The sequence below is a fragment of the Jeotgalicoccus meleagridis genome, from assembly GCF_903994045.1.
In the GTDB taxonomy this organism is placed as follows: domain Bacteria; phylum Bacillota; class Bacilli; order Staphylococcales; family Salinicoccaceae; genus Jeotgalicoccus; species Jeotgalicoccus meleagridis.
On record NZ_CAJEWD010000008.1, the window covers coordinates 819970 to 844410 of the forward strand.

At 36.0% G+C, this 24441-nt stretch carries 28 protein-coding genes; 8 read left to right on the forward strand and 20 right to left on the reverse strand.

Going from position 1 to position 24441, the window contains the following annotated elements; all coding sequences use genetic code 11:
* The first annotated feature begins 351 nt into the window (after positions 1-351).
* Positions 352-1329 (forward strand): ribosome small subunit-dependent GTPase A, encoded by a 978-nt coding sequence (gene rsgA, locus JEOSCH030_RS09705; RefSeq protein ID WP_185126435.1) that lies wholly within the window; start codon positions 352-354, stop codon positions 1327-1329.
* A gap of 33 nt (positions 1330-1362) precedes the next feature.
* On the opposite strand, the gene JEOSCH030_RS09710 is transcribed toward rsgA, so the two are convergent.
* Both JEOSCH030_RS09710 and JEOSCH030_RS09715 read right to left on the reverse strand, forming a co-directional pair.
* A complete protein-coding gene (locus tag JEOSCH030_RS09710) occupies positions 1363-2304 on the reverse strand; it encodes a nucleoside hydrolase (RefSeq protein WP_185126436.1) in 942 nt (313 codons plus the stop codon).
* A gap of 24 nt (positions 2305-2328) precedes the next feature.
* Positions 2329-2769 (reverse strand): ASCH domain-containing protein, encoded by a 441-nt coding sequence (locus JEOSCH030_RS09715; RefSeq protein ID WP_185126437.1) that lies wholly within the window; start codon positions 2767-2769, stop codon positions 2329-2331.
* Between the two features lie 104 nt (positions 2770-2873).
* On the opposite strand from JEOSCH030_RS09715, the gene JEOSCH030_RS09720 reads away from it, so the two are divergent.
* Together JEOSCH030_RS09720 and JEOSCH030_RS09725 are read left to right on the forward strand one after the other, a co-directional pair.
* Positions 2874-4526, forward strand: coding sequence for a DUF2075 domain-containing protein (locus JEOSCH030_RS09720; RefSeq protein ID WP_185126438.1), 1653 nt, complete (start codon positions 2874-2876; stop codon positions 4524-4526).
* Positions 4526-4828, forward strand: coding sequence for a nucleotide pyrophosphohydrolase (locus JEOSCH030_RS09725; protein WP_185126439.1), 303 nt, complete (start codon positions 4526-4528; stop codon positions 4826-4828). Before JEOSCH030_RS09720 ends, JEOSCH030_RS09725 begins: the two co-directional genes overlap by 1 nt.
* Before the next feature lie 59 nt (positions 4829-4887).
* Here JEOSCH030_RS09725 and hydA read toward each other — a convergent pair whose 3' ends face one another.
* The 12 genes from hydA to JEOSCH030_RS09785 all read right to left on the reverse strand — a co-directional run bounded on the left by hydA (position 4888) and on the right by JEOSCH030_RS09785 (position 15663).
* Positions 4888-6273 carry a dihydropyrimidinase gene (hydA, locus tag JEOSCH030_RS09730; protein WP_185126440.1) on the reverse strand — a complete coding sequence of 462 codons (1386 nt, stop codon included), beginning with the start codon at positions 6271-6273 and terminating at the stop codon, positions 4888-4890.
* On the reverse strand, positions 6257-6574 hold the full coding sequence (locus JEOSCH030_RS09735) for a hypothetical protein (protein ID WP_185126441.1): 318 nt from the start codon (positions 6572-6574) through the stop codon (positions 6257-6259). The genes hydA and JEOSCH030_RS09735 overlap by 17 nt, the downstream gene beginning before the upstream one ends.
* Positions 6575-6868, reverse strand: coding sequence for a hypothetical protein (locus JEOSCH030_RS09740; RefSeq protein ID WP_185126442.1), 294 nt, complete (start codon positions 6866-6868; stop codon positions 6575-6577). It lies immediately after the preceding gene.
* A 73-nt stretch (positions 6869-6941) separates the two neighbouring features.
* Positions 6942-8297, reverse strand: coding sequence for a hemolysin family protein (locus tag JEOSCH030_RS09745; protein WP_185126443.1), 1356 nt, complete (start codon positions 8295-8297; stop codon positions 6942-6944).
* 200 nt (positions 8298-8497) lie between these two features.
* On the reverse strand, positions 8498-10039 hold the full coding sequence (locus JEOSCH030_RS09750; RefSeq protein WP_185126444.1) for an ATP-binding cassette domain-containing protein: 1542 nt from the start codon (positions 10037-10039) through the stop codon (positions 8498-8500).
* Positions 10036-11598 carry an ATP-binding cassette domain-containing protein gene (locus JEOSCH030_RS09755; protein WP_185126445.1) on the reverse strand — a complete coding sequence of 521 codons (1563 nt, stop codon included), beginning with the start codon at positions 11596-11598 and terminating at the stop codon, positions 10036-10038. The genes JEOSCH030_RS09750 and JEOSCH030_RS09755 overlap by 4 nt, the downstream gene beginning before the upstream one ends.
* Positions 11599-11655: 57 nt before the next feature.
* The gene (gene moaA, locus JEOSCH030_RS09760; RefSeq protein WP_185126446.1) at positions 11656-12681 is read right to left on the reverse strand and encodes a GTP 3',8-cyclase MoaA; all 1026 of its coding nucleotides are present in this window, start codon (positions 12679-12681) and stop codon (positions 11656-11658) included.
* 11 nt (positions 12682-12692) lie between these two features.
* On the reverse strand, positions 12693-13262 hold the full coding sequence (gene mobA / locus JEOSCH030_RS09765) for a molybdenum cofactor guanylyltransferase MobA (protein ID WP_185126447.1): 570 nt from the start codon (positions 13260-13262) through the stop codon (positions 12693-12695).
* Between the two features lie 4 nt (positions 13263-13266).
* Positions 13267-13500: a MoaD/ThiS family protein gene (locus JEOSCH030_RS09770; protein WP_185126448.1), complete on the reverse strand. Its 234-nt coding sequence runs from the start codon at positions 13498-13500 to the stop codon at positions 13267-13269.
* Positions 13501-13944, reverse strand: coding sequence for a molybdenum cofactor biosynthesis protein MoaE (locus JEOSCH030_RS09775; protein WP_185126449.1), 444 nt, complete (start codon positions 13942-13944; stop codon positions 13501-13503).
* Positions 13931-14401: a molybdopterin-guanine dinucleotide biosynthesis protein B gene (gene mobB / locus JEOSCH030_RS09780; RefSeq protein WP_185126450.1), complete on the reverse strand. Its 471-nt coding sequence runs from the start codon at positions 14399-14401 to the stop codon at positions 13931-13933. The genes JEOSCH030_RS09775 and mobB overlap by 14 nt, the downstream gene beginning before the upstream one ends.
* A gap of 2 nt (positions 14402-14403) precedes the next feature.
* Entirely contained in the window at positions 14404-15663 is a 1260-nt protein-coding gene (locus JEOSCH030_RS09785; RefSeq protein ID WP_185126451.1) for a molybdopterin molybdotransferase MoeA, read from the reverse strand.
* Positions 15664-15747: 84 nt separating this feature from the next.
* Here JEOSCH030_RS09785 and moaC point away from each other — a divergent pair, with 84 nt between their 5' ends.
* Positions 15748-16230, forward strand: a complete 483-nt coding sequence (gene moaC / locus JEOSCH030_RS09790) for a cyclic pyranopterin monophosphate synthase MoaC (protein ID WP_185126452.1) — start codon at positions 15748-15750, stop codon at positions 16228-16230.
* 28 nt (positions 16231-16258) lie between these two features.
* Here the strand turns inward: moaC and JEOSCH030_RS09795 are convergent, their stop codons facing one another.
* Entirely contained in the window at positions 16259-16765 is a 507-nt protein-coding gene (locus tag JEOSCH030_RS09795) for a MogA/MoaB family molybdenum cofactor biosynthesis protein (RefSeq protein ID WP_185126453.1), read from the reverse strand.
* A gap of 11 nt (positions 16766-16776) precedes the next feature.
* On the reverse strand, positions 16777-17778 hold the full coding sequence (locus JEOSCH030_RS09800) for a ThiF family adenylyltransferase (RefSeq protein ID WP_185126454.1): 1002 nt from the start codon (positions 17776-17778) through the stop codon (positions 16777-16779).
* 187 nt (positions 17779-17965) lie between these two features.
* Between JEOSCH030_RS09800 and JEOSCH030_RS09805 the strand changes: the two genes are divergently transcribed.
* Entirely contained in the window at positions 17966-18658 is a 693-nt protein-coding gene (locus JEOSCH030_RS09805; RefSeq protein ID WP_185126455.1) for a response regulator transcription factor, read from the forward strand.
* On the forward strand, positions 18659-20443 hold the full coding sequence (gene pnpS / locus JEOSCH030_RS09810) for a two-component system histidine kinase PnpS (RefSeq protein ID WP_185126456.1): 1785 nt from the start codon (positions 18659-18661) through the stop codon (positions 20441-20443). It begins immediately after the preceding gene.
* Between the two features lie 36 nt (positions 20444-20479).
* Here the strand turns inward: pnpS and JEOSCH030_RS09815 are convergent, their stop codons facing one another.
* Entirely contained in the window at positions 20480-21181 is a 702-nt protein-coding gene (locus tag JEOSCH030_RS09815; protein ID WP_185126457.1) for a hemerythrin domain-containing protein, read from the reverse strand.
* 135 nt (positions 21182-21316) lie between these two features.
* Here JEOSCH030_RS09815 and JEOSCH030_RS09820 point away from each other — a divergent pair, with 135 nt between their 5' ends.
* Together JEOSCH030_RS09820 and JEOSCH030_RS09825 are read left to right on the forward strand one after the other, a co-directional pair.
* Positions 21317-22273, forward strand: coding sequence for a hypothetical protein (locus JEOSCH030_RS09820; protein WP_185126458.1), 957 nt, complete (start codon positions 21317-21319; stop codon positions 22271-22273).
* Positions 22274-22297: 24 nt separating this feature from the next.
* Positions 22298-22879, forward strand: a complete 582-nt coding sequence (locus tag JEOSCH030_RS09825) for an LOG family protein (protein WP_185126459.1) — start codon at positions 22298-22300, stop codon at positions 22877-22879.
* Between the two features lie 22 nt (positions 22880-22901).
* On the opposite strand, the gene JEOSCH030_RS09830 is transcribed toward JEOSCH030_RS09825, so the two are convergent.
* The 3 genes from JEOSCH030_RS09830 to JEOSCH030_RS09840 are packed head-to-tail and all read right to left on the reverse strand — an operon-like array spanning position 22902 to position 24217.
* Positions 22902-23465 carry a GNAT family N-acetyltransferase gene (locus tag JEOSCH030_RS09830; protein WP_185126460.1) on the reverse strand — a complete coding sequence of 188 codons (564 nt, stop codon included), beginning with the start codon at positions 23463-23465 and terminating at the stop codon, positions 22902-22904.
* Positions 23466-23484: 19 nt separating this feature from the next.
* A complete protein-coding gene (locus JEOSCH030_RS09835) occupies positions 23485-23820 on the reverse strand; it encodes a hypothetical protein (protein WP_185126461.1) in 336 nt (111 codons plus the stop codon).
* Between the two features lie 46 nt (positions 23821-23866).
* Positions 23867-24217 carry a hypothetical protein gene (locus JEOSCH030_RS09840; protein ID WP_185126462.1) on the reverse strand — a complete coding sequence of 117 codons (351 nt, stop codon included), beginning with the start codon at positions 24215-24217 and terminating at the stop codon, positions 23867-23869.
* Between the last annotated feature and the right edge of the window lie 224 nt (positions 24218-24441).

Sequence of the window (24441 nt, forward strand, 5' to 3'; positions counted from 1 at the left end):
ATAAAAGTAGTGTGTAATTATTGATTTCATTTCAGCACTAAAAAAGTTGTTTAAATATTTAAAATATATGGTATATTGATATTAATATCGGAGAGGAGGGATTACTATGAGTTATCTAAAACATAATGAGAAATTTATAGTACCCAAATTCTCCAGAAGCTTTACATTAAGTTAGACGTTTTTTCAGCATTTATATAAATGTTAGCTTCTGAATATAAAAATTTATATTTAATATCTCATCTATTATTAAATATTTCTTAAAGGCGCGTCTTAAGATTTGGGTAATACTCTCTCTATTCTTAAGGCGCCCTTTTTTGTTCAAAATATTTAATAATACAAAGGGGATTTTAAATGTACGGGATATTAACTTATAAGCAGTCTTTAAATAATAATAAAGACGACATTATTGCTAGAGTTATAGAGAAGACGAATTATATCTACACAATAATAACTGAAAATGGAAAATGTTTTAAAGCAGAAACTGTGACTAATTTATCTACTAGTGATGTATTTGTTGGTGATTTTGTCACTTACACTAATTTTGATAATAATTATATAATCACTAGCGTTTTACCTCGTACTAGCACTATCTCTAAAGGTACAAGTCATGCTTCTAAAAGTTACCACGTGCTTGAACAAGAGCAAATACTAGCAGTAAATGTAGAACAGGTTTTTATACTTATTGCTGCCAATCAAAGGTTTACCTTACCTAAATTTGAGCGTTATGTATTAACTTTTTATCAGCAAAATGTAGATTTGCATATTCTTATATCAAAAGGTGATTATACTAACTTAGCTAGTAACATCATGAATAAAATTAAGTCAGTGTATCCTGATTTTAAAGTGACAATCTTCTCAAACCTTCAAAAAGACACTCTAACTAATATAATCAGTTTATTTAATAAAAACAGAACTTCTATTCTTCTTGGATCTTCTGGTGTAGGTAAGTCTACACTTATCAATGAACTCGTCAATTTTGATAATGTAATTACTAATGACGTACGTGAAGACGGTAAAGGGAAACACACAACGACAACAACAAAAATGTTTTACTCGAGTCTCACAGAATCTTATTTAATAGATTCACCTGGCTTTAAAACAATAAGTACAACCAATGAAATGGATTCAACAGTCTTATTTCAAGATATTCATGACTTAGCTTTGAATTGTAAATTTAAAGATTGTACACATACTCATGAACCAAAATGTGCAGTCTTAAATGCAGTCGAAAATGGCTCTATAAGTGAAGAATACTATAAAAGATATCGAGAAAACTTAAGAGTAACAACTGGGCTTTTGAGGCATGAACAAAGAAAAAGACAAAAATAATAAAACAAATCGACAGGAACTATTCCTGTCGATTTATTTTATATTCCCTAACACATCATACAAATGTGCTTTAAATCGTTCTCGATCTACCTTTTCACACACTCTAACATTTGGCTCTTTGTCTAAACGTCCATTGATATCGACTAAACTATACCCTCGAGTCAGTTCTCCTTTAGTCTCTACATCAACAAAATACTTATTAGACTGTGACATAATTTTTTCATCTGCAGCAATTGCAACCAACAAGGTATCTGGATGAGTTGTACCGTCTAACTTATGTACTTCTTTATTGAATTTCTTCACTACTCTATTTACATCAGTGAAGAACTTAGATCCCTTAGTAGCCAACGCTTCAATTTCTTCGTGTTCTTTATCGAACATTAAAGAATAATCCGTACACATATCCCAACCGACCATGGTCATTTCAATCCCAGATTGTAAGACTAACTTAGCCGCTTCAGGATCGACATAAAAGTTATACTCAGCTGATGGAACAATATTACCTAAAGCATTATTCGTACCACCCATAATATATAAATGTTTTACCTTATCCACAATCGTCGGATCTTTCTTAATCGCCATAGCAATATTCGTTAAAGGTGCAATGGCTAAAAGTGTGACCTCACCGGGATTCTCATTCACAGTCTTGATGATAAAATCTATAGCATGACTATCCTCCGCTGAACGCTTGGGTTTCGAAAAGAACGAATCTCCCATGCCATCAGAACCATGCACATCCTCAACCGTCGTATGGCTTTCATCCTGCCCAAAAATCGGACCTTCATAGCCAGGGTAGACAGGGATATTATCGTAACCCGCTATCTCTGTAGTGTAGAGTGCATTATCAATCTGTTGGTTGAAATCTACATTCCCACCTGTAATCGTAATCCCTAGCACATCAAAACTATGTAGAGCAGTTAAAATCGCAATCGTATCGTCTCCAGCAGTATCTGTGTCTATGATTATTTTGTTCATTAGACCACTCCTTATGTTAGATATTTATTTATATATCATTTTAAACTCTTCTACTACAATCTCTTCATCCTCGTTAAATTCATAACCTATTTGTTTATATAACCATTCAAAAAATTCAAGGTGAGCACTTCTCCAGTGCTCTAAAGTCCGGTCCCCTTCACCTTCTTTAAAAGCAATTTCTTCATCCACATCAGAGTATTTCATTGTATATACTTTAGTATTTTCAATAATACACTTTGGTTCATCAGATTCATCAAGAACGATACTCACATCACCTACTTCAGGCAATGGTTCATTCTCTACTTGATACTCTCTTAGACTACTACATGTTAATGTCTTGGTACCATCAATCACAAGCTGAGCAAGCGTATTTGGATCTGCACCGAATTGCCAAGCAGTATAAGAAATATTTTTATAAGCAGGATATTCATTTAAGAACTGATTCCAGTAGTCTTCTGTTTTCATGGATTCCATCCTCTCTATTAACATTATAGTCTAATAAAACTCATTTTATTCTACGAAAATATTAATTACGTTATAATGTAATTAAATCATTAAGGAGCTTTGTTATGGAAGAGAAAAATGTGGAAATCTCGACTTATCAATTCAATAAGAACTCAATTTCTGAATTATCCAGCGCAAAATTTAACAACTATCCGGTTGTTTACATACTACATAATGACAAAAATAAGGCTCGAGCTTATATCGGTGAGACTGTACAGATTAGAAATCGTTTAAATAGTCACATCAAAGATAAAGCCAAGAAAAATCTTGATACAGCTGTCATTGTTTCTCACGCTCATTTCAATCAGTCTGCTACCTATAATATTGAAACTAATTTAATTAATTATTTTATTGCAGATCAAAAGTATGAGCTTTTAAATAAGAGCCAAATCACAAGTGCGGTCACCCATAATTATTATGAGAAACCAAAATACAACCAAGATATTTTTAAAGAACTATGGGAAAAGCTTAGAGAGGATAAACTTGTCGATGGTACTTTAGAGTATCTTCAAAACAAAGATATATTTAAAATTTCACCATACAAAGAACTATCCGAATCTCAAATTGAACTAAAGGAAAATATACTAGAATTTTGCAAAGCAAATATCAATAATGATAAGCCTTCAGTGTATTTCATTAAAGGTGAAGCAGGTACTGGTAAAAGTGTTGTTTTAAGCTCAACTTTCAATGCAATTCAAGACTTGGCAAATGACAAAGAATCAGAATCATTATATGGAACTGAAAATCATCTACTAGTTAATCACCAAGAAATGATTAAAACATATGAGGCGATTTCCGAAAGTTTACCTAACTTAAAGAAGAAAAATTTCCTAAAACCGACTACTTTTATAAATAGAGTAAATGATGGAAAGATGAAATCAGATATTACTTTTGTAGATGAAGCTCACTTATTATTATCTAGAGAAGATGCTTATAATAATTATAGAGGTGACAACCACCTACATGATATTATTCATTCTAGTAAAGTCACTATTATAGTTTTTGATGAAAAACAATTTCTAAAATTAAAAAGTTATTGGACAGAAGATTTATTTAAAAAGATAACAAAAGGTGCTAAAGTTGAAACTTTCGAACTTACTGACCAGTTCCGTATTCAAGCAGATGACAGCGTCGTAAATTGGATTGATAATTTTGTAGATAAAAAAATTACTTCTATTCCCAGTGAAACGGGTGACTATGAATTAAAAGTCTTTGATAATGCTGGAGAAATGTTTAAAGAAATTGAAAAGAAAGACAAGGAACATACTCTATCAAGAATTGTTGCTACTTTTGATTATGAGCATAAAAAAGACGGTGGAGATTACTACGTAGAAGAGATTGGTTTCAAAGGAGTATGGAACACAACAAACAATAAACGTACATGGGCAGAACGAGCGGAAACAATCAACGAAGTTGGATCTATCTACACAATTCAAGGGTTTGATTTGAACTACGTCGGAGTGATATTAGGTCCATCGGTGTCATATAATGAACAGACTAAAGAACTAGAAATTCTACCACAAAATTATAAAGACACAGAGGCGTTCAGAGGTTCTAGCAAACAAAAAGTAGAATATAATGTAGGATCAACTAAAGAAAAAATCATACTCAACTCTATCAACGTACTTATGAAGCGTGGGGTTAAAGGTTTATACATCTATGCAAGCGATGAAAAACTCCGTAAGGCTCTAAATAAAGCTCAACGAGGTGAAATTTAATGAAGGACTTAACTAGTAAAATAAATGAATTTAGAGATGAACGTAATTGGAGACAATATCATAATCCGAAAGATTTAGCTTTATCTCTTTCTTTAGAGGCTTCTGAACTGTTAGAGAACTTTCAGTGGTTAGATGCCGAAGAGGGTGCTGAAAAGAATAGAGAAAATATTAAGGATGAGCTGGCTGATGTCTTTATCTATGGCTTGATGATGGCTGATGATTTAGATATTGATATGAATGAAGCGATTCTTGAAAAATTAAAGAAAAATGCAATTAAATATCCTGCTAAAGACGAAAATTGATGATTCGAATCATTATAAGTAAAAAAATGCCCTGTGTGACATGCACTCAGGGCATTTACTTATCTAAACGCTGTTCCATAGGCCGTACCTTTAATAAAGCTACCTTGACCTTGTTGTCCGACATACTTTCCGTCTTTTACAACGGTCTCTCCTCTTAAGAAGACTCTGTCACATTCTCCTATTTGTTCGAAGCCTTCATAAGTTGTATAGTCTACACCGTTTAAACTGTCATCGATGGTAACTGTCTTTTTCACAAATGGGTTATAGATAACAATATCCGCATCATAGCCTGGGCTTAAGTATCCTTTTCTATGGTCAATACCATTATTTCTCGCTGGTGAGGCTGCATAGTAATCCACCAGTTCTGAGCGCGTGATTTTACCCGCTTCAACGCCATAAGTCCACAGCATCGGCAGTCTATTTTCTAAGCCTGGTGCACCGTTCGGGATTTTTCTAAAGTCATCAATGCCCATCTTTTTCTGCTCTGTTGTAAAGCCACAATGGTCAGAACTCACCGCATTTAACCATCCGTCTTTTAACGATTGCCACAAATATTCTTGATCGTCTTTATCTCTTAAAGCAGGTGAACAAACATAATTCGCACCTTCAAAATTATCTCTCGAAAGGTATTCTTTATCTAACAGTAAATACTGCGTACATGTTTCACCGAATACAGGCAAGCCTTCTTCTTTCGCTTTTTTAATGGCGTCTACTGCACCTTTTGTCGTCACATGGACAATGTAGATTGGTGCTTCTGCAAATCTCGCTAAGTTGATGGCTCTTTCTGTCGCTTCTGTTTCCACAATCGGTGGACGTGTTAAGGCATGATAGTAAGGATCAGTATTCCCTTCAGCAATTGCTCTTTTTTGCATCAATTCTATTAAGTCAGCGTTTTCCGCATGCACCATCACAGTCACACCAGCATCTTTTGCTTCAAGAAGCGCGTTGGTTACCGCTTCATCATCAGAATGGAAAAACTGTCCTTTATAAGCCATAAACAATTTCACGGTCGGATAGCCTGCTGATGGTAAGTTTTTAATATCTTCAAAGGTTTCTTTTGTTGGATTAGTAATGACTGGGTGGAAGCTATAGTCCACCATGGAAATGTCTTCTACCCATTCTTTTTTATAATCCTCAACAGTTTCGACTAAGCCCTTACCTTCTTCCTGGTTGACGAACTCAATCACTGTCGTCGTTCCACCTAAGGCTGCTGCATTGGTTGTTTCAAAGCCCTTTGTTCTTTGACCCATGAACTCAAACGAAAAATGCGCATGTTGATCTACACCGCCGGGTAAAATATACATCCCTTCTGCATTGATCACTTCATCCGCTTCTACTCTTAAGTTTCGACCAAGTGCTTGAATTTTTGTCCCTTCGATTAGAATATCCCCTTTAAACTCATGCTCTGATGTGACAATCATGCCGTCTTTAATTAAGGTTCTCATGTTTCGCTTCACTCCTATTGTCTTCAATCAACCACCGTTTATTTTCTTTACTTACAAGCGCTTTTCTTTCTCTTTCTTCACGCTCTTTTTTCATTTTATCAAGCTCTAACTCCATCGCCTTATTTTCTAGGATAAAGTTCTCTTGCCTGACGATTTCTAGCTTTCTCTGTGCTTCGATCTCCTTGATTCTAAGTTTTGCATCACTTTGTCCATACCCTCTTTTCATAGCATATAGCGGAATACTCACTCCACCGGCTGTGATTACTAAGGCTGTAGCAAATAAGAAGTCAAAAATCCCCATTTAATCCCTCCGACTCAAATCCTCTTCCTTTGTTTCTTCTATTAACCATCGTTTGTTTTCTTTCTTATCAAGGGCTTTTTGTTTTCTTGCATTTTCTGCTTTAATCTTTTCTAGTTCTCTACGCATGGACTCATTTTCAAGTAAGTAGTTCTCTTGTTTAATCTCCTCAAGTCTACGCTCTTCTTTCATCTTCTTTAAATTTAATTTTTCGTCGCTTTGATTATAGCCCCTGTAAATCGCATAAATTGGAATTGTAAAAACAAGTATGACTGATGCTAACCCTACTATATCCATACCACGCACCACCTTTATAAATTATATCCATTTTAACACAAAAAGATCGGAGCCTTTGGCTCCGATCTCTCTCTTAATTATTTTCTTTTTCGTCTTCTGTTTCTTCATCGTTTCTTTCAGTTATCTTATTGTAGTCCTTTAAATAAGCAACTTGTTTAATCGAGTGATTTTCAATTTCCAGCACTTGCCAACGGTCATGTTCCGTATCGATATAGTCATTTTCTTCTATATCTGTATTTTGGCTTTGCATCCAACCACCGATGGTATCGATGTCTTCACTTTCATTAAAAGTAATTCTAAAGTCATCTTCTAAATCATCTAAGAGAACACGCCCATTGATGTGAAAGATGTTGTCACCGACTTTAACCATATCGAGCTCTTCATCTTCGTCAAATTCGTCACGAATTTCGCCGACGATTTCTTCTAGAATATCTTCCATAGTAATCATACCGGCTGTTCCACCGTACTCATCAATAATGAGTGAGATATGAACACTTTCTCTTTGCATTTTAACAAGCGCATCTGAAATTCTAGATGATTCTGTAATGACAGGTAGTTCATGAATATAGTCTTCAGCTGTAACATTCTCATCTGAAACATGGTTCGTTAAGAATTCCCTAACGTTGATAAAGCCAATGATATTATCCTTATCTCCATTCGCTTCTGTTACAGGGTATCTTGTGTAGTTATATTCTTTAATCGTTGAAATGACTTGATCTATAGTGACTGGTTCTTCTAAAGTGATCATTTGTGTTCTTGGTACCATAACGTCTTTTGCAGTTCTTTCATCAAAAGAGAAAATATTTTGCATATAAGCAAGTTCAGTTTGGTTAATTTCTCCGCTCTGATAGCTCTCAGTCATAATTACTTTCAGTTCTTCTTCTGAGTGCGCTTGTTCTGTCGGCATTTCTTTAATACCGACTATTCTCACTAATCCTCTTGCTGTACCGTTCATCGCCCAAATAAATGGTTTAAGTACTTGACCAAAGAAATAAAGTGGTCCACTTAAAGTCATCGCCATACTTTCAGCATACTGGATCGCAACTGTTTTTGGTGCAAGTTCACCAACAACAACGTGGATAAAAGTAACAATCAAGAATGCAGCAGCTACAGTGACAACTGTAGTTAGAGAGTCTGGTACGCCAATGAAGGCAAATAGAGGGTGTAAAATAACTTCAAAAGTTGGTTCCCCTATCCAACCTAAACCAAGGGCTGTTACTGTAATACCTAGCTGACAAGCAGATAAGTAATAATCGAGATTATTAATCATTTTCTCTACGCGAATGGCATTTTTATTTCCTTCTTCAACTAATGAATGAATCTTTGATAAACGTGATTTAACAAATGCAAACTCTGAACCTACAAACAACATTGTTAATAAGATTAATATTATAAATAGTAAAAAATTTCCTATAGTGGATATATCCAATCAGTTCCCCTAACTCGGGGTTCACCTCCGATAATTTGTGACCGCTTGGGTCGTTTGTCTATGATTACAATAATCAGTTATCAACATAAGATTCTTTGTAGATCTTTTCATATACACCTTCCCAACAGCCGTCACCTCCACTAAATTGCTTAAATTAAGGATATTATATCATAAGAAATTATCTTACTACAAAAATTTACTCATATTATATCTTTATATCTTTCATATGCTTCTTTAGTCGGTCCATTTTGACTTAATATTTGATTCACCGGACCACTTTCAACAATTTCCCCATTTTCCATATAATGAACCACATCAAATTCTTCTAAATGACTTAGGTCATGGGTTGCAACGATGAGCGTATTTCTTTCTAAGAGAATATCCCATACCATTTCTTTCAGTCTGGTGTTTAAACTTGCAGTTGGCTCATCTAAAATCCAAGTGTCTTTATCTTCAATGAGCAGTCTGATGACTTGCATTCTCTTTTTTTCACCAAGCGATAAATACTCATTCGAAGTAATATAGTCATCTAAAGAAAAATGCTCAAGATCAAAGTCCTGAAGATAGTTTTGATCGTCTTTTAGATTGAAATGTCCAAACATCGTTAGGTTTTCTTCAACAGTTGCGTTATAAAAATCTAAGTATTGTGGCATGACACCAGCATCGCTAATTTTTATCAGTTGATTTAAAAGTGTCGTTTTTCCTGATCCACTTGAGCCGATCAAGGCATGTTTCTCGCCTGTCGGAATATGGATAGAAATATCTTTAAGGACATCTTTTTTAGTGTTTGGATATCTGAAAGTAATATGTTCTAAGTTTAAGTCTGTCTGCTTATTTTTATCTTCCATGACTGTATAGTCACTGATATCTTGAACACTTTGTCTGACTGAAAAATAACGTGAAGCTGGTTTAACAACAGGTATAATCGTTTCAAAGTAACTCATTAATAACAAAATGATCATCGGAATTAAGATGGCATGTTCATCTCTAAAGAAATAAAGTATTCCAATCATTGCGAGTAACTGAACTAGGAGCCCTATTACTTCGATGACTAAATCCAATTTCGCTTCCTTGTTTTCATTTAAGGTAATCGCTTTGTAACTATCTTTAATATTGTCTTTTGTCTTAATGTCCTCTTTGACGACAAAGAGGTTCACATAGTCAAAGATATAGTGATAGAGCTGATCGAATAACTTATCTTCATTCATCTGTCTAGTTGTTTTTAATTTATTTGACACTTTACTCATGACTAAGGGCATCAGCACTAAAATAAAGAGTGATGTGGATAAAGTAATGAGTAAGAGAACTGGGTCAACGATGAGCGATAACATGGTTAAAATCAAAGCGATAAAGGCTGCCACGATGTAAGGGTAAATAATTCTTACATAATAATCTTCTATATCATCGAAATATGAAGTTAACTTTTGAATGTAGCGTACGCTATGTGTATCTTGAAAGCTTGCTAGTGAGTTTTTAAAGTAATCCCTTCTCAGTCGGCCAATCATTTTAAATGTAGCATCATGACTGAGTAGACGTTCTAAATATTTAGAGACACCTTTAGTTAAGCCAAACATTTTGATCATGGCAATGATTAAAATGATTAAGAAAAATGGTGGCTCAAAAAAGCTGAGAGAAATCATATAACCCGATAGACCAAAGATGGCAGTACCCACTAAGCCTCCAATAATACCTAGGATGATGCTGTAGAATACATGTAACTTTTCACTTTTTAAAAAGGTCATTGATTCTCACCTCGCTTTAATTGTCCTTCTTCCATGACATAGTGTGCATCGGCAATATTTAATAGTTGTCTTCTGTGGATGACGGCGATAATAGCAGATTGTTTTTTTAGTTCATATAAGTGGTCCATGACTAAACCTTCTGTTGTCGCATCTAAAAATTCAGTTGGTTCATCCATAATAATCATGCTAGGCGGATCAATTAAGACTCTGGCCATTTTCAATCTTACAATTTCCCCACCAGATAAAGGTATATCATGGTTAACAATTGGGGTATGAATGCCATTTTCTAAATTGTCGATACTAGCGCTTAGTTTTAATTTATCCAAAATATCTAAAACTGCTTCTTCTGAGTGTTTTTGGTTGGAAATGTAGTCAAATATTGAAGTGTCTGAGAAGTAAACTTGATCTGATACATAACCAATATCATCCGTTAAGACATTGAGTTGACCTCTTTTAGGCTCATGCAGTCCTAGAATTGCTCTTAACAGTGTGGATTTCCCTGTACCTGATTCTCCCGTTATCGCTGTAAAACCAGTTTTATTAAAGCTAAAGCTTGCCTCGTTCAACACTACTTTGTCGTCATGACTGAGTGTTAAGGAAAGTGCTTCAACCGCATGTTGATCCGTCGTTCCTCTATAATATTCATTTGCTGTATCTTGATTTAACACCTCTTTTACTCGGTCATAACTACCTAGAGCGAGTTTACCGTTATGAAACTCTGTGCCAAGTACTTTTAGAGAACTATAAAATTCAGGTGCTAGAAGCAGGACAAAAAAGGCAGTGTAGAAGTCTATATTTGAGAATATGATAATTCTGAGCGCGACTTCTAGTGCAACAAGTCCAATCCCTAAAATCGTAATGAATTCTAACATCATGGAAGACTGGAAAGCATATTTTAAAATGCGCATTGTTTCCTTAACGAAGCCCTTATTATCCTCTTCCAATCTTTTGACTACTGTGTCTTCTGAATCGGTATAGGTCACAGTGTCTTTACCTCTGATTAAGTTTAAGAACAGCGTGCCAATATTATCAAAACGTGTCGCCTGTCTCATTGACTCATCTTGGGTTTGTAAACCAACCAAGATGTAATAAAGCGGGATAAATGGCGCTGTAAACAAGAGTATTACTGCGGCGTAAATATCAATGAAAAATAGTGCAACAATTATCAAGACGACTTTAGCTGTCGTTGAAATAATTGTGGGAATAAAACTCGTTTCAAAAGTTCGGTATTCTTCTAAGTGAACCATAATGGCATTGATTATAGTTTCAGAATCCCGTCTTGATTTAACATCAATTTTGTCTATAAGTTGATTGCCAAGCTTCTCAATGGCCGCGTTTGCTCTGGTTTCTGTTAGATACTTATAAAACTTAGAAATCAGCACAAAAAGCATGAAAACTATCGTCATTAAAATTAAATCACTAGTAATATTACCGTGATCCATGACGATAGTTGACATGATTAAGGAAAGATAATGTCCAAAAGCTAAGTAACTTAAAACGAAAAGGCCAGCAATAAATCCATACAGTATCATCTGTTTTTTATCTAATTTCACATTCATAAATTTCTCCTATAAAAATTAAAAACGTGAAGAAGACCCCCTTCACGTTTTAATAAATTAGCCACCGATATATGACATATTGATTTTTTTACGTTTCTTACGTGTTTCTTCAGAAATTTCCGTTCTAATTTCTGAATAACGATCGTCTCTTTGGTTCCATTCGCCCATGAGCACATTTGTTAGTTCCTCATCATCAATGCCATCCCTGATCAAAGTTCTGATGTCAAAACCATCAACTGCAAATAGACAACCATAAAACTTACCATCTGACGATAATCTAGCACGTGTACAAGTTGAACAGAAGCTTTCAGATACACTTGTAATAAAGCCAAGATATGAATCTTTTGCATCCTTGTGCTGATATACTTTAGCAACTTCACCGTAATAAGCTGGTTCTAATGGTTCTAAGTCAAATTCAGTTTCCAAAGTATCTAAAATCTCTTTCTTTGAAACAACCTTATCAAAATTCCAACCATTATCATTACCGACATCCATAAATTCAATGAATCTTAAAGTAATTGGTAGGTTCTTAAAGTATCTTGCCATCGGTAAAATTTCTTGTTCATTTAAGCCTTTTTGAACCACCATATTAATTTTAATTTGGAAGCCTAGGCTAATCGCATACTCAATTTGCTCTAAAATTCTAGAAGTCCCAATGCCACGGTCATTAATCTTACCAAACAATTCGTCATCCATAGCGTCTAAGCTAATGTTGATACGGCGAAGACCAGCATCATATAGCTTTTTACCGTGTTTTTTTAAGAGTAAGCCATTGGTAGTTAAACCAATATCTTCGATACCATCTATATTGTTCAATCGTTCAATCAATTGATATAAGTCTTTTCTTAAAAGTGGTTCCCCACCGGTTAAGCGAAGTTTTTTTACACCAAGTTCAGCATAAATTCTAGCTAATCTTTCAATCTCATCAAAAGACAGCAACTGCTCTCTTTTCATAAACTCGAAATCATCACCAAATATTTCCTTAGGCATACAATAACGACATCTAAAGTTACATTTGTCCGTCACCGAAATACGCAAATCTCTTATCGGGCGTCCAAATTTATCCGTTACTGTTCGTGTCATGAAACTCCTCCTTATTTAATATCACTCTTTCGATTGATATTAACCAGCATTTCCTTATCGAAATCATAGTCATCAACATCTAATACATTAATGTCTATATTCTCAAAAAATGCTTTCATACTTAATCTCTTACTATCCAGCTGAGCTTTTAGTTTCTCACTCAAATTCTCTGACTGATAAACACCAATTAAAGGGTGTAAGTGCTCATCATCTGAAGTAATTGTCGTTAATCCGCTATGTTTAGCAGAATCCGTCAATTGATTTAACCATTCCTTTTCTACATATGGTGTATCGACTGACATGACTAAAAGTGCTTGATCTGGATACTCAACTGCCGCTCTATATATACCCGATAAAGGCCCCATGTCCTTATAGTTCGGATCATCAATAATTACTTTATATTTAGCATTAAAGCTTCCTTTAAGTTTATCATTTGTATTGATAACAATCTCGTCTATTGCTTGAACATTTTTCATCTTTTCAATGACATGTTCATACATAGGCTTGCCATCTAAAGTATAAATGGCTTTATCTTCGCCAAAGCGTGTAGATTTACCCCCAGCTAAAAGTACACCGATCATGATCTTAGCCCCCACTTACAGGTGGAATTAGAGCAACAGTATCACTAGATGTGACAAGTTCATCGTCCTTAACAAACGCTTCATTTTTAGCAACTTGGAACACTTCTCCATCAAGCTCCGGGTAATCTACGAAAATATGATTTTTTAAATCACCAACTGAAATACTATCACCGACAAATAAATCAATAGTGTCGCTACCAACCTTTTCTTTTATACTTGCAAATACTTTAATTTCCATTTATTTCTCCTCCACACTAGAATGATATTTCCTAGAATCACCAATCCACTCTTCGCCGTCTTCCCATATTTCTTTCTTCCAGATTGGCACAATTTCCTTCAGTCTCTCCACAGCATACTCGTTGGCACGATAACTATCTGTTCTGTGAGGAGATGAAGTCACGATAACTACTGCAATATCTGAAATTTCGAGTTTCCCTATTCTATGACCGATTGAGGTAATCACACCTGGCCAACGCTCTGAAATTTCATCTCCAATTTGAGCTAACATTTTTTCTGCCATTGGAATATAAGCTTCATATTCTAGATGAACGGTTCTAGTACCTTTAGTCCACTCTCTGACATGACCTGTAAAAGTACAGACTGCACCTTGGTGTTCATTTATCGTCATTTGATGGTACTTATTTATATCAAGTGGCTCACTTATAACTTCAAACATTTTCATTTTGACACTGACTCCATTCTTTAAACCAAGTTAAGGCGCTATCTTTATCGTATCGTAGGTCAAACGTTTTTAACACATGCTTTAGTCCAATTTCTCCGATATCTGTCTCACCTGATTTAAAGGAATAAGTCAGAAGAATTTTAGGGTAGTCTTCTGCTTTAAAACCTTCGGCTAAAACAAAATCAACATCTTCTGTCTTAAATTTTTCAATTAAATGAGGCAAATCTCTTGGGGCTTGATCATAAGTCATTGTATAGGACGGCATATTGAGCACAGTGTAATCGGAACCGACAGCATGATACTTACCAGTATCAGTATCTTCTTTGACCGCTTCATCAAGATGATGATTTTTAATCACAGCAACTGTTTTACCATGGTCTTTTAAAATCTTTAAAAATTCCAAGGTTAAAGTTGTTTTACCTGAGTCTTTAAAACCTACAACTTGTAAGATTTGCATTCCTATTCCACCCCAAAAGTGTCCGTACCAGTCGTCACATCAGTTAACATGACCTTAATGGCATCTCCACTCGTAAATCCTCTGGTCCCACCAGGTAAAACAATGACACCATTACTTTTAGCAATTGAAGTCACCGCATTAGATTTATTAAAGCCGGATGGTCGCGCTTTGATTTTTCCTTCTTCAAAGAAAAGCTCCGCACGAATAAAACGGCTAAACGGATTCGGTTTAGTGAAATCTTCTACAAGTATGGCATCAACGACTGGTGCAAAAGGACGAACTGCGTCTTGCATCAAATTTAAAGCAGGTCTGACAAACAGCTCAAAACCTGAATAACAAGCAGATGGGTTCCCTGACAAGCCGAATAAGAAGGTACCATCTAGTACGCTCACTGTTGTCACACTTCCTGGTCTCATAGCAACCTTATTGAATAGTACTTCAGCGCCGAGCTTTTCATATATTTTAGGCAGTAAGTCATAGTCTCCTACAGACACCCCACCTGTTGTGATGATGGCATCCACCTCAGACAACATTTCCTCTATTCGTTGATAAAGAATATCGAAATCATCCGTCTGTAATTTATAGTGTTTGCCTTGAATGCCCATACGGTCTAGCTGAGCCATGATCATCGGGGTGTTAGAGTTTCTGATCTTCCCTCTTTCAAGCTCATCTCCCACATCTAACAACTCTGTTCCAGTCGATAAAACCCCAACCACTGGTTGTTTGTATACTTCAACTTCTGTGTAACCAAAAGTAGCAAAAGTGGCCACTGCCCCTGGGTTAATTGTCGTTCCTTTTTCAACAATGACATCGCCCACTTTACATTCTTCACCTTTAAGAGCAATATTTTCATTTTCTTTGAACTCTCGGCGAATCGTAAAACCATGATCAGTTTCTTTTGTCTGCTCAAACATAATCACTGTGTCTGCAGATTTAGGAATTTCAGCTCCCGTCATAATTCTAAAAGCTTCATTTTCTTTTAATTCATAATCACTCGTTGCACCGGCTGGTACTTCTTCAACAACTTTAAAAGCCACACGGTTATCTTTTGAAGCTCCGGCAGTGTCCTTACTATTGACAGCAAAACCGTCCATTGCTGATTTTGTAAAGAGTGGCACGTCTGAAGTTGCAGTTAAATCAACCGCTAGCACTCTGCCATTACTCTGATCAAATGGTATTTTTTCAAGACCTAAAGTCTTACTTTCTGCCATCACTTTTGTCACTGCGTCGTTAACATGTATCGGTGTTCTATTTAATGTCATATGCTCAGCTCCTAAGAGATATTTATGATATTTACAAGTCTTTGCTATAATTTAAACTATAAAGAAAAAATCAGGAGGATAACTATGTCAGAATTTACTCATTTCAATGAAGAAGGTCGTGCCAAGATGGTCGACATCTCAGATAAATCCGTCACTAAGCGTACAGCCACAGCTCAAGCGCTTATCGAAGTCCCAGAGAGTATTTACCTTGGCATTACCGAAGGGACAGTTAAAAAAGGTGATGTTCTTGGTGTTGCTCAAGTTGCTGCTATTATGGCTGCAAAAAACACGCATCAAATCATTCCGATGTGCCATCCTCTATCCTTAAGTGGTGTTGATGTCCATTTTCATTGGTTAAGTGGAGAAAACTACACTCTATCAATCGAAGCCACTGTTAAAACAACTGGTAAAACAGGTGTGGAGATGGAAGCTTTAACTGCTGCTAGTGCCGCTGCTTTAACCATTTATGATATGTGTAAAGCCTTAGATAAAGGCATGATTATTAAAGAAACTAAACTCTTAGAAAAATCCGGTGGTAAGTCTGGTGACTATAAGGCTGATAAATAAAATGCAAAATCATCTGGTTTTGCATTTTTTAATTATCTTTAGTGACTTCAAAGACCAAGTGATTTAACTCTGGCACAATGAGTTTCTCCATAGCAAGTTTTACTGCCCCACTAGAGCCTGGTAAGGAGATGATAAGCTGCTCTCCATGCGTTCCTGCTGCTGCTCTTGATAAGAGGCTTCTTGAACCAATGTCTTCTGTGTAACTTAACATTCTGAACAACTCACCAAAGCCTTCGATTTCTTTATCAAAGAAGGGTCTAACAGACTCTATAGTCACATCTCTTTTAGCAATACCAGTGCCACCAGTTGTAATCACAACATCTACCCCGCTGGCTAAAGCTTTTTCTACACTTTCTTTAATGTCACTTTCCTCATCTTTAACAATTGAGTAGTGTTCGTCATTTATAACAGTATTGATTTCGCTCAAATATTCGATGACTAATTTACCACCTTTGTCAGTGGTTTTATCTCTTGTATCACTAACGGTGAGTACAAAAACTTTAATATCTCGATCTATACTTTCTACTATACTCATCATGATCTCCCCTATCCAAATAGTTGATTGACTATGGTTCTTGCCTTATTGAGACTCACGACATTGTGCATGAGCATTCTGCCATTTGAAAAACTAATTATTCTTGAATCATTATAATTAAACTCTATAAAATAAGGTGTTTGTTTGTAGGCAATGTGAGCTTGTTCCAAAGTCTCTTTGACAACGGTTTCAGTTAAGCGTTGGTTAATAACTTGAATCATATCTCGACCACAAAACTTCATGGCGTCTGATTCTAGACGATTAAGTTCTGGAAACTCTTTTAACTGACAAGTCGGACATGATGCTTCTGTCATTTTCGATATGTCTGCTTTCATATGGTCGTGATCCCAAATGTTACCGATATGAAGATAGTATTGTGCACCGAGCTGACCCGTCAGTATCTTTAAAGCTGTTGTCACTTGGTGACTCACTGCCATATGTACTGCTGGTGAAATGATGCCTGCAGTATCACAAGTTAGGCTCGACGTCGGTAGTAGTGGTGTTAAACATCTAAAACAAGGCGTCTCTCCTGGAATAAAAGCAGCACTGGAATAAGATGCCTCGACGCAAGCTGCATAAATCCATGGTTTACCAATTTTATATGCCACATCATTAATCAGCATTCTTGTCTCAAAGTTATCTGTCCCGTCGAGAATCAAGTCAGCTTTTTCGGCAAGCGATTCGAGTAAATGACCATCCGCGTGTGCCACGTGGACTTCAAGCTCCACCTGACTGTTGATCTGTTCTAGACGTTCTTTAGCTGCAATTGCTTTAGGAACTTTATCTTTAGCATCTAGTTCTGTATATAAGGTTTGTCTTTGTAAATTTGTCAATTCTACAAAGTCTCGGTCGATGAGGATGAGTTTTTTCACACCCGCTCTAGTTAACATCTCAGATGAAAGGGAGCCTAGAGCACCGACACCAACGATGAGCACAGTTTTTTCAGCCAATTGGTCTTGACCACTTTGGCCGATATTTGAATACAATAATTGTCTTGAATATCTATTATTCATTTATTTCACTCATTCTTAATATTAAGTCTAAACTTTACTTTTAATTCTAGCATAGACATGTGCTGAATTCATTTGATTGATTTTACTCACCCATTGTTAAGAAGGTGTAAAGTCGACCGATTAAATATGTGTTTTGTGCTAAAATATAGTTGTAATCTCATTAATTATTTGACGGAGGTCTATTTAGATGAAAAAGCTACTCGTAGTGGATGACGAACCTTCAATTTTAACTTTATTAAAATTTAATTTAGAACAAAGTGGCTTCGAAGTCCTCACTGCAGAAAACGGACTCGATGCACTTGAAATTGCTAGCAATGAAGATTTAACTATGATTGTGTTAGACCTGATGCTACCTGGTATGGATGGCATGGACGTCTGTAAAACACTCAGACAAGAAAAAATAAATACACCGATTCTCATGCTCACTGCAAAAGATGACGAATTTGATAAAATTCTTGGGCTTGAACTCGGTGCAGATGACTATATGACAAAACCTTTCAGCCCACGCGAAGTTGTTGCTCGTGTTAAAGCAATCTTGCGTCGATCGAGCCTGATTACTGCTGAAGCTAAAGAAGAGATAATTAAAATTGGTGAAATAGAAATTCATCCTGAGAAGTATATGGTTCTTTTCAAAGGTGAACAACTTGTTTTAACACCTAAGGAATTTGAACTCCTACTCTACCTTGCTAACCACCGTGGTAAGGTACTCAGTCGCGACCAACTCTTAAACGGTGTCTGGGACTTCCACTATGACGGTGACACGAGAATTGTCGATGTCCACATCAGTCACTTGAGAGAGAAGATTGAAGCAGATACAAAAAATCCAACCTATATCCGAACGATTCGTGGCTTCGGTTATAAGATGGAAGGACAAGACTAGATGCAAAGATTGTGGCTAAAGATTACAGCCTCATATTTAATCTTATCTATAGTGTTTGTTTTAATACTATGGTTTTTTATCAGCTCAATTATCAAAAATACATATACCGATATGACTGAAGATCATCTGTTAGAGAATGCCCAGATCATTTCAGAAGTAATTGAGCTCGGTGGTTTAGATAAGAACCCGGAAAAATTAAGTCAGTGGATGTCTGAAATCAATGACGACATAGATATTCGATACACTGTTATTAATGAAGATGGGGAGGTTCTGACTGATTCTGAAGCAGATGTCAGCACTATGGACAATCATCTTAATCGTCCGGAAGTCACTGCTGTCTTAGTCAACAATCAGGAAATGGGAACCTCGACTAGATTGAGTGATACTAAAGAAGATTCTATGATGTATGTTGCTATACCAGTTATTTCTGATGATGAGCTGATCGGTGCTGTTAGAACTTCTATTTCCATCGCTTCCATTGATCGTGCGATTGGTGCAATTTGGAACACGCTTGGCGCTATTTTAGTTATTATTCTTTTAATCTCTATTATATCAGCAGCCTTGTTATCCTATAATATTACTAAGCCCATCAACGATGTAATCAATGTCACAAAACGTTTGAAGCGGCAAGATTACAGCGCCAGAATTAACAAGGATCACTCAGGTGAGATTGGCGATTTAAATGAGTCTATTAATATGTTGGCAGCAAGTCTCCAAACGCATGTCAATGATATAGAAGAAAATGAAAAACAATTAAATAGTATTCTATCCAATCTAGTTTCAGGTGTGGTTCTAATAAATGATAGTGGTCAGGTCGAACTAACCAACCAAGCAACTGAGCGCTTTTTATCTAAACACTCTTCTAAAATTCTTAACCATAACTACCAAGAAGTGTTTGGGCCTTTAAATATCGATAATTTAATTGAACATTCTATAGAGGAAAATGCGAAAAATCATGACGAAGCGCATATTTACTTCCCTGATGAACGGATACTCGATGTTCACATTGCACCTTACTATTCTCAAGGGTGGATGTCTCGTGGTGCCATTATTGTTCTACACGATATTACAGAAATTAGGAAACTCGAAAAAATGCGTAGTGACTTTGTTGCGAACGTATCCCACGAGTTGAAGACGCCAATTACATCAGTTAAAGGATTTGCTGAGACACTTCTTAGCGGGGATGTGAATGACAAAGAAACGAATGAACAGTTCCTTCGAATCATCTACGATGAGAGTGAGCGTTTAAATCGCTTAATCACTGATCTCTTGAACTTATCTAAGATTGAAAAACAAGCGATGCCTTTAAAAATTACTGAAGTTAATGTCATCGAGGTCATTAATGATACAACTAAAACAATATCTAAACTGGCTTCCGATAAAAATATTGCTATTCACTTACCTGAAGACAAAGAAGCTGTAATTATCGAAGCGGATCTCGACCGCTTCAGCCAGATTATCCTGAATTTAATGGCGAATGCTGTGACATACACGTCAGAAAATGGTCATGTCTATGTTGATGTAGAGTCCAGAACCACTGAAGTCTATATCAGCATTAGAGACACAGGTATGGGAATTCCTTCAGAGAGCTTGGAACGCTTATTCGAGCGCTTCTACCGAGTCGATAAAGCCCGCAGTCGTAACTCTGGTGGTACTGGATTAGGACTTGCGATTGTTAAACACTTAGTCGAGTCCCATGACGGTGAAATCACAGTTACAAGTAAGGAAGGCGAAGGTTCAACCTTCACAGTTAGACTGCCAAAAATCAAAGAAATTACTGAATAAAAAATGATCGAGTCTTTTTAGGACTCGATCATTTTTTTATACATTTGCTTCTTTTTCCCTAAAGGGATTAAAGAGTAAATTATTTTCTAGATGTAAGAGCATCATTATATTTTTGTCATTGTCTTCTAGTCGTTTAAGGACAAAAACATTCAATGGTTCATTTGCATCAACCGGCGTATAGTTATTAGTTAAATGACGGATTTGACTAAACCAATTTACTATATTCTTGTGTTCATCCAGTAGACGAGTAATGTGTGGTTTTAAAGCCTCGTAACTCGTTTGATCATCATGTTCATAGTAATTTTTTAATAAGGGATAAACATCTTCTTGCTCTACTTCGATGTGAACCACCATCTCTCTATAAATATTATAGAAGAGTTCAGCAGCTTGAGTAAATTCCGGCTTATCTTTCTTATACTTCTTAGCCATTTTTTCAAAGTAATCATATAAAACAGGTAACTCATCTAAAAGGTCATCATAGTATTTATTTTCAATATATTTAATAATACTCACTTGATCCATAAAGGATACATCAATACCATCTTTCGGCTCTTTAGAGAGATTATTGAGTTCATAGAGCACGCTAGTGAGCTCGAAGTCATCTTCTTCGGCCGAGCGAGCTAAAGTTCTGTCACCTTCTGTTACAAAGTCTACATTCAAACTTCTGAACACTTGAGTCGCTTGTGGAATTTTAAAACAAATATCTTTTAATTTCATATTTTCATTTATAGTAGTCATTGTTCCCCTCCTCATTCCTTCTTTATATCATACCTTTGTTAAGTAAATTTTAAACCTTAGCATTCGTTTAATTCATTTATCGTAGGGGTATTGTATAATTATCTTATAATCGTTATTACAATGGAGGTTTATCTGGTGAATAAAAATATTAAAGCACTAGCGACAATTATTCCATTAATCGTCGTGCCACTAATTAATGAAAGAAAGAATATTTCTAAACATCCTGATATGAAAAAGTTAGGCCAAGTATCTAGTTCTGTCTATAATCGTGTTAAAGATTCGTCCAAAGAAACTGCGACAAATGTTTACCAAACAAGTAAGGATACTGCCGCTAATATCGGTAGTAAAGTTTCTCATCGCTTAGAAGAGCATAATTACAATAAACAAAATAAAGATTATAAGAAGAGCCAAGTAAAAGAAGAGTCTCTAGAACAAAAATTTGCTAAAGATAAAGAAAATCATAGAGAAAAAAGATTAGCGAAAGCACGTGAAACTTCATCTTCAATCATCCCAAAAATCTTCCAATCTAACCATGAAAAATCGGACTCAGATAAGATGGATGGTATGACTGTATCAGATGATGTCACTGTTGAAGAAACACCTCTAGCTGAAGTTGCGGCAACACAATTGACACACCCTGATAATCAGGAAGCTGATTACGGTGAGCCATATATGTTTAGAGAAGTTGATGAAGATAATAGCAAAGAGAGACACGAACTGGTACCATATGAGAAGAATGAATTACAATCAATAGAAAGAGCTGATAAGGTGTCTAACATCCAAGAATTAAATGAAGAAAAAGTGTACACAGATGATGTATTAAACTCTCTAAATGAAAAAGAAAATGAAGAAGAATCACTTCATAAGAAACATAAACGTCTACTTGACCCACGTTCTCATGCGCGCGATAAACATCTCGCTCAGAAGAAACAAGAAAAGACTGAATTGCATTTAGACAATAGTCTCTTTAACAAACACCGTCGTTATAATTTAGAACAAATTAACAAACGTGAACGTAAGATTACTAAAGATGAGCCTTATATTAAAGATCAAAGTTTAAAAAACTATGAAGCACTTATGTTTAATAAATAATCACTATAGCTTAGGAGCATCCTTATGAGTGTACAATCTTTAACAATTTATTGCGGTGCAAAATCTGGTAATAATCCTAACTTCAAAAAAGCCGCCTACCAAGTTGGTATTGATGCTGCTAGATTAAACAAAACAATCGTCTATGGTGGCGGCGCAACTGGCCTTATGGGCGCAGTGGCTGATGGTGTTTTATCAGAAAATGGTAAGGTCATTGGCGTCATGCCAAGGTTTTTAACTGAACAAGAAATCGCGCATTCAAAAGTTCAAGATATGAGAATTGTCGAGACAATGCATGAAAGAAAAATGGAACTTGAACAGCTTGGTGATGCGATTATTATGCTACCAGGTGGAGCAGGTACGCTTGAAGAGTTTTTTGAAGTCTTCACTTGGGGTCAAATCGGCCTTCATCAAAAGCCTATTGGTATTTTAAATGTCGACGGTTATTTTGATCATTTAAAAGCTCTCATTATCAACGCGATTAATGCTGGCTTTTTAGAAGAAAGATATTTAAATATGTTATTTTTTAAAGATAACTTAGTTGATATGTTAGAAAGCTTTGACTCATATGAACCAGTAGCTGTTAGAAACTTTCATGACTTAAAATAAGAAAAAGAGCACAGATTCCTCCTTAGAGTTTGAATCTGCGCTCTTTTTTTGTAGATATTTTATATAAAACATGTGGTTTTAGTGAGTGCCCATCGATGATTGCTGGATGATCAAAAGTTCTCACTTCTTCCATGCCTAGCTTTTCCATAATATTAATTGATGGTTTATTACGCACAGCAGTAAAAGCATATATTTCTTTGATATCTGTTTGTCTCTGTACGAATTTTAAAACACCCTTGGCTGCTTCAGTCGCAAAACCCTGATTCCAATGTTTTTTCTTCAGGCGCCAACCAATCTCCACACAGGGTAAGAACTCAAAATCAAGATTATCATCAGCCTCTAGTACATGAATACCTGTAAAACCAATAAACTCATTTGTATCTTTTCTTTCCACAGCAAATAAACCGAAGCCTCTATCCCTAATACCACGTTGCGCATTATGCGCATACAAAATAGACTCTTCTCTTGTTTGCAAAGATGGGAAATAGCGCCTAACATCCCTATCCAAATTCATTTGGACAAAAGGCTCAATATCACTTTCCTGCCAGTCGCGTAAAATCAGTCTTTTAGTTTTAATATATTTCATTTCACTTCAGCCTATCCTATTAAAGTTCTGAGTCGTTTTTAATCGGTTCTTCCTTACGAATATATGAAATAAGTCTCACTGTGTATTCAGTGTTTTCGAAATCATAATCAGCTAAACGTTTTTTGGGATTATCCGTTGTAATCACTGCATCAATCAAATCAACCGAATGCTTCAAGTGGAATGTAACAGTGAACGCTTCAAAACCACGCTCTGGTGCAGGTTTTTTTACAACGACTCTGTCGATAGAACCTTGAATATCTTCCAATTCAGACCCTGTTGCTGCTTCAAGCTCTTGTCCAAGCTCTTTAATCGTCATTTTCTTACCTTCAATTAGATAAAATTTCTCTTCATGCATACCCACTCATCCTCACCATTTATATTATTTAAATTTTATTGGATACTTACGCTTCACTTTCTTCTGTGTCTTCTTGTCCTTTGTCTTGCTCGCTTGAACTATCTTCTTGTGCTGATTCATCAGACTCGGACTCATCTTGGTTTTGATCTTGATTTTCATCTTGGTCTTGGTCGTCACTTACCGTTTCTTCATACTCTGCTTCTAATTCCTCAAGGTCAGACTCCTTAGCATCTACTTTTTGTTGAAGTTCTTTGTTGTCCCCTTGAATTGTATTAATCTGATCTTCAAGTTCTTCAATTTCAGCATTGATATTATCTAAATCTTTCTCAACTTGGCTCTTTTCCCCACCACACGCAGTTAAGGCCAAGACACTTACCAATAAAATTAATCTCTTCATTATATTCACCTATAATTATTCTTACTTGTCATTATACCATTCTCGTTTTATATTGAAAATAATCAGAAAAAGCTGGTTTGTGTGACGTCGTCATTTTCTCGATGGCGCGCAAAGCCATTTGTGTGACGTCGTCGTCTCCTCGATGGCACGCAAAGCCGTTTGTGTGACGTCGTCGTTTCCTCGATGGCGCGCAAAGCCGTTTGCGTGACGTCGTCGTTTCCTCG

What these genes read in the sequence shown, in the direction of transcription:
- JEOSCH030_RS09740 (WP_185126442.1), bottom strand. Translation starts at nt 6,868, where the DNA reads ATGGATATAGTAGGGTTAGCATCAGTCATACTTGTTTTTACAATTCCA.
- JEOSCH030_RS09805 (WP_185126455.1), top strand. Translation starts at nt 17,966, where the DNA reads ATGAAAAAGCTACTCGTAGTGGATGACGAACCTTCAATTTTAACTTTA.
- JEOSCH030_RS09835 (WP_185126461.1), bottom strand. Translation starts at nt 23,820, where the DNA reads ATGCATGAAGAGAAATTTTATCTAATTGAAGGTAAGAAAATGACGATT.
- rsgA (WP_185126435.1), top strand. Translation starts at nt 352, where the DNA reads ATGTACGGGATATTAACTTATAAGCAGTCTTTAAATAATAATAAAGAC.
- JEOSCH030_RS09830 (WP_185126460.1), bottom strand. Translation starts at nt 23,465, where the DNA reads ATGAAATATATTAAAACTAAAAGACTGATTTTACGCGACTGGCAGGAA.
- JEOSCH030_RS09770 (WP_185126448.1), bottom strand. Translation starts at nt 13,500, where the DNA reads ATGGAAATTAAAGTATTTGCAAGTATAAAAGAAAAGGTTGGTAGCGAC.
- JEOSCH030_RS09795 (WP_185126453.1), bottom strand. Translation starts at nt 16,765, where the DNA reads ATGAGTATAGTAGAAAGTATAGATCGAGATATTAAAGTTTTTGTACTC.
- JEOSCH030_RS09800 (WP_185126454.1), bottom strand. Translation starts at nt 17,778, where the DNA reads ATGAATAATAGATATTCAAGACAATTATTGTATTCAAATATCGGCCAA.
- moaA (WP_185126446.1), bottom strand. Translation starts at nt 12,681, where the DNA reads ATGACACGAACAGTAACGGATAAATTTGGACGCCCGATAAGAGATTTG.
- JEOSCH030_RS09710 (WP_185126436.1), bottom strand. Translation starts at nt 2,304, where the DNA reads ATGAACAAAATAATCATAGACACAGATACTGCTGGAGACGATACGATT.
- JEOSCH030_RS09815 (WP_185126457.1), bottom strand. Translation starts at nt 21,181, where the DNA reads ATGACTACTATAAATGAAAATATGAAATTAAAAGATATTTGTTTTAAA.
- JEOSCH030_RS09725 (WP_185126439.1), top strand. Translation starts at nt 4,526, where the DNA reads ATGAAGGACTTAACTAGTAAAATAAATGAATTTAGAGATGAACGTAAT.
- JEOSCH030_RS09735 (WP_185126441.1), bottom strand. Translation starts at nt 6,574, where the DNA reads ATGGGGATTTTTGACTTCTTATTTGCTACAGCCTTAGTAATCACAGCC.
- pnpS (WP_185126456.1), top strand. Translation starts at nt 18,659, where the DNA reads ATGCAAAGATTGTGGCTAAAGATTACAGCCTCATATTTAATCTTATCT.
- mobB (WP_185126450.1), bottom strand. Translation starts at nt 14,401, where the DNA reads ATGCAAATCTTACAAGTTGTAGGTTTTAAAGACTCAGGTAAAACAACT.
- moaC (WP_185126452.1), top strand. Translation starts at nt 15,748, where the DNA reads ATGTCAGAATTTACTCATTTCAATGAAGAAGGTCGTGCCAAGATGGTC.
- hydA (WP_185126440.1), bottom strand. Translation starts at nt 6,273, where the DNA reads ATGAGAACCTTAATTAAAGACGGCATGATTGTCACATCAGAGCATGAG.
- JEOSCH030_RS09825 (WP_185126459.1), top strand. Translation starts at nt 22,298, where the DNA reads ATGAGTGTACAATCTTTAACAATTTATTGCGGTGCAAAATCTGGTAAT.
- JEOSCH030_RS09775 (WP_185126449.1), bottom strand. Translation starts at nt 13,944, where the DNA reads ATGAAAATGTTTGAAGTTATAAGTGAGCCACTTGATATAAATAAGTAC.
- JEOSCH030_RS09785 (WP_185126451.1), bottom strand. Translation starts at nt 15,663, where the DNA reads ATGACATTAAATAGAACACCGATACATGTTAACGACGCAGTGACAAAA.
- JEOSCH030_RS09755 (WP_185126445.1), bottom strand. Translation starts at nt 11,598, where the DNA reads ATGAATGTGAAATTAGATAAAAAACAGATGATACTGTATGGATTTATT.
- JEOSCH030_RS09750 (WP_185126444.1), bottom strand. Translation starts at nt 10,039, where the DNA reads ATGACCTTTTTAAAAAGTGAAAAGTTACATGTATTCTACAGCATCATC.
- JEOSCH030_RS09715 (WP_185126437.1), bottom strand. Translation starts at nt 2,769, where the DNA reads ATGAAAACAGAAGACTACTGGAATCAGTTCTTAAATGAATATCCTGCT.
- JEOSCH030_RS09720 (WP_185126438.1), top strand. Translation starts at nt 2,874, where the DNA reads ATGGAAGAGAAAAATGTGGAAATCTCGACTTATCAATTCAATAAGAAC.
- JEOSCH030_RS09840 (WP_185126462.1), bottom strand. Translation starts at nt 24,217, where the DNA reads ATGAAGAGATTAATTTTATTGGTAAGTGTCTTGGCCTTAACTGCGTGT.
- mobA (WP_185126447.1), bottom strand. Translation starts at nt 13,262, where the DNA reads ATGATCGGTGTACTTTTAGCTGGGGGTAAATCTACACGCTTTGGCGAA.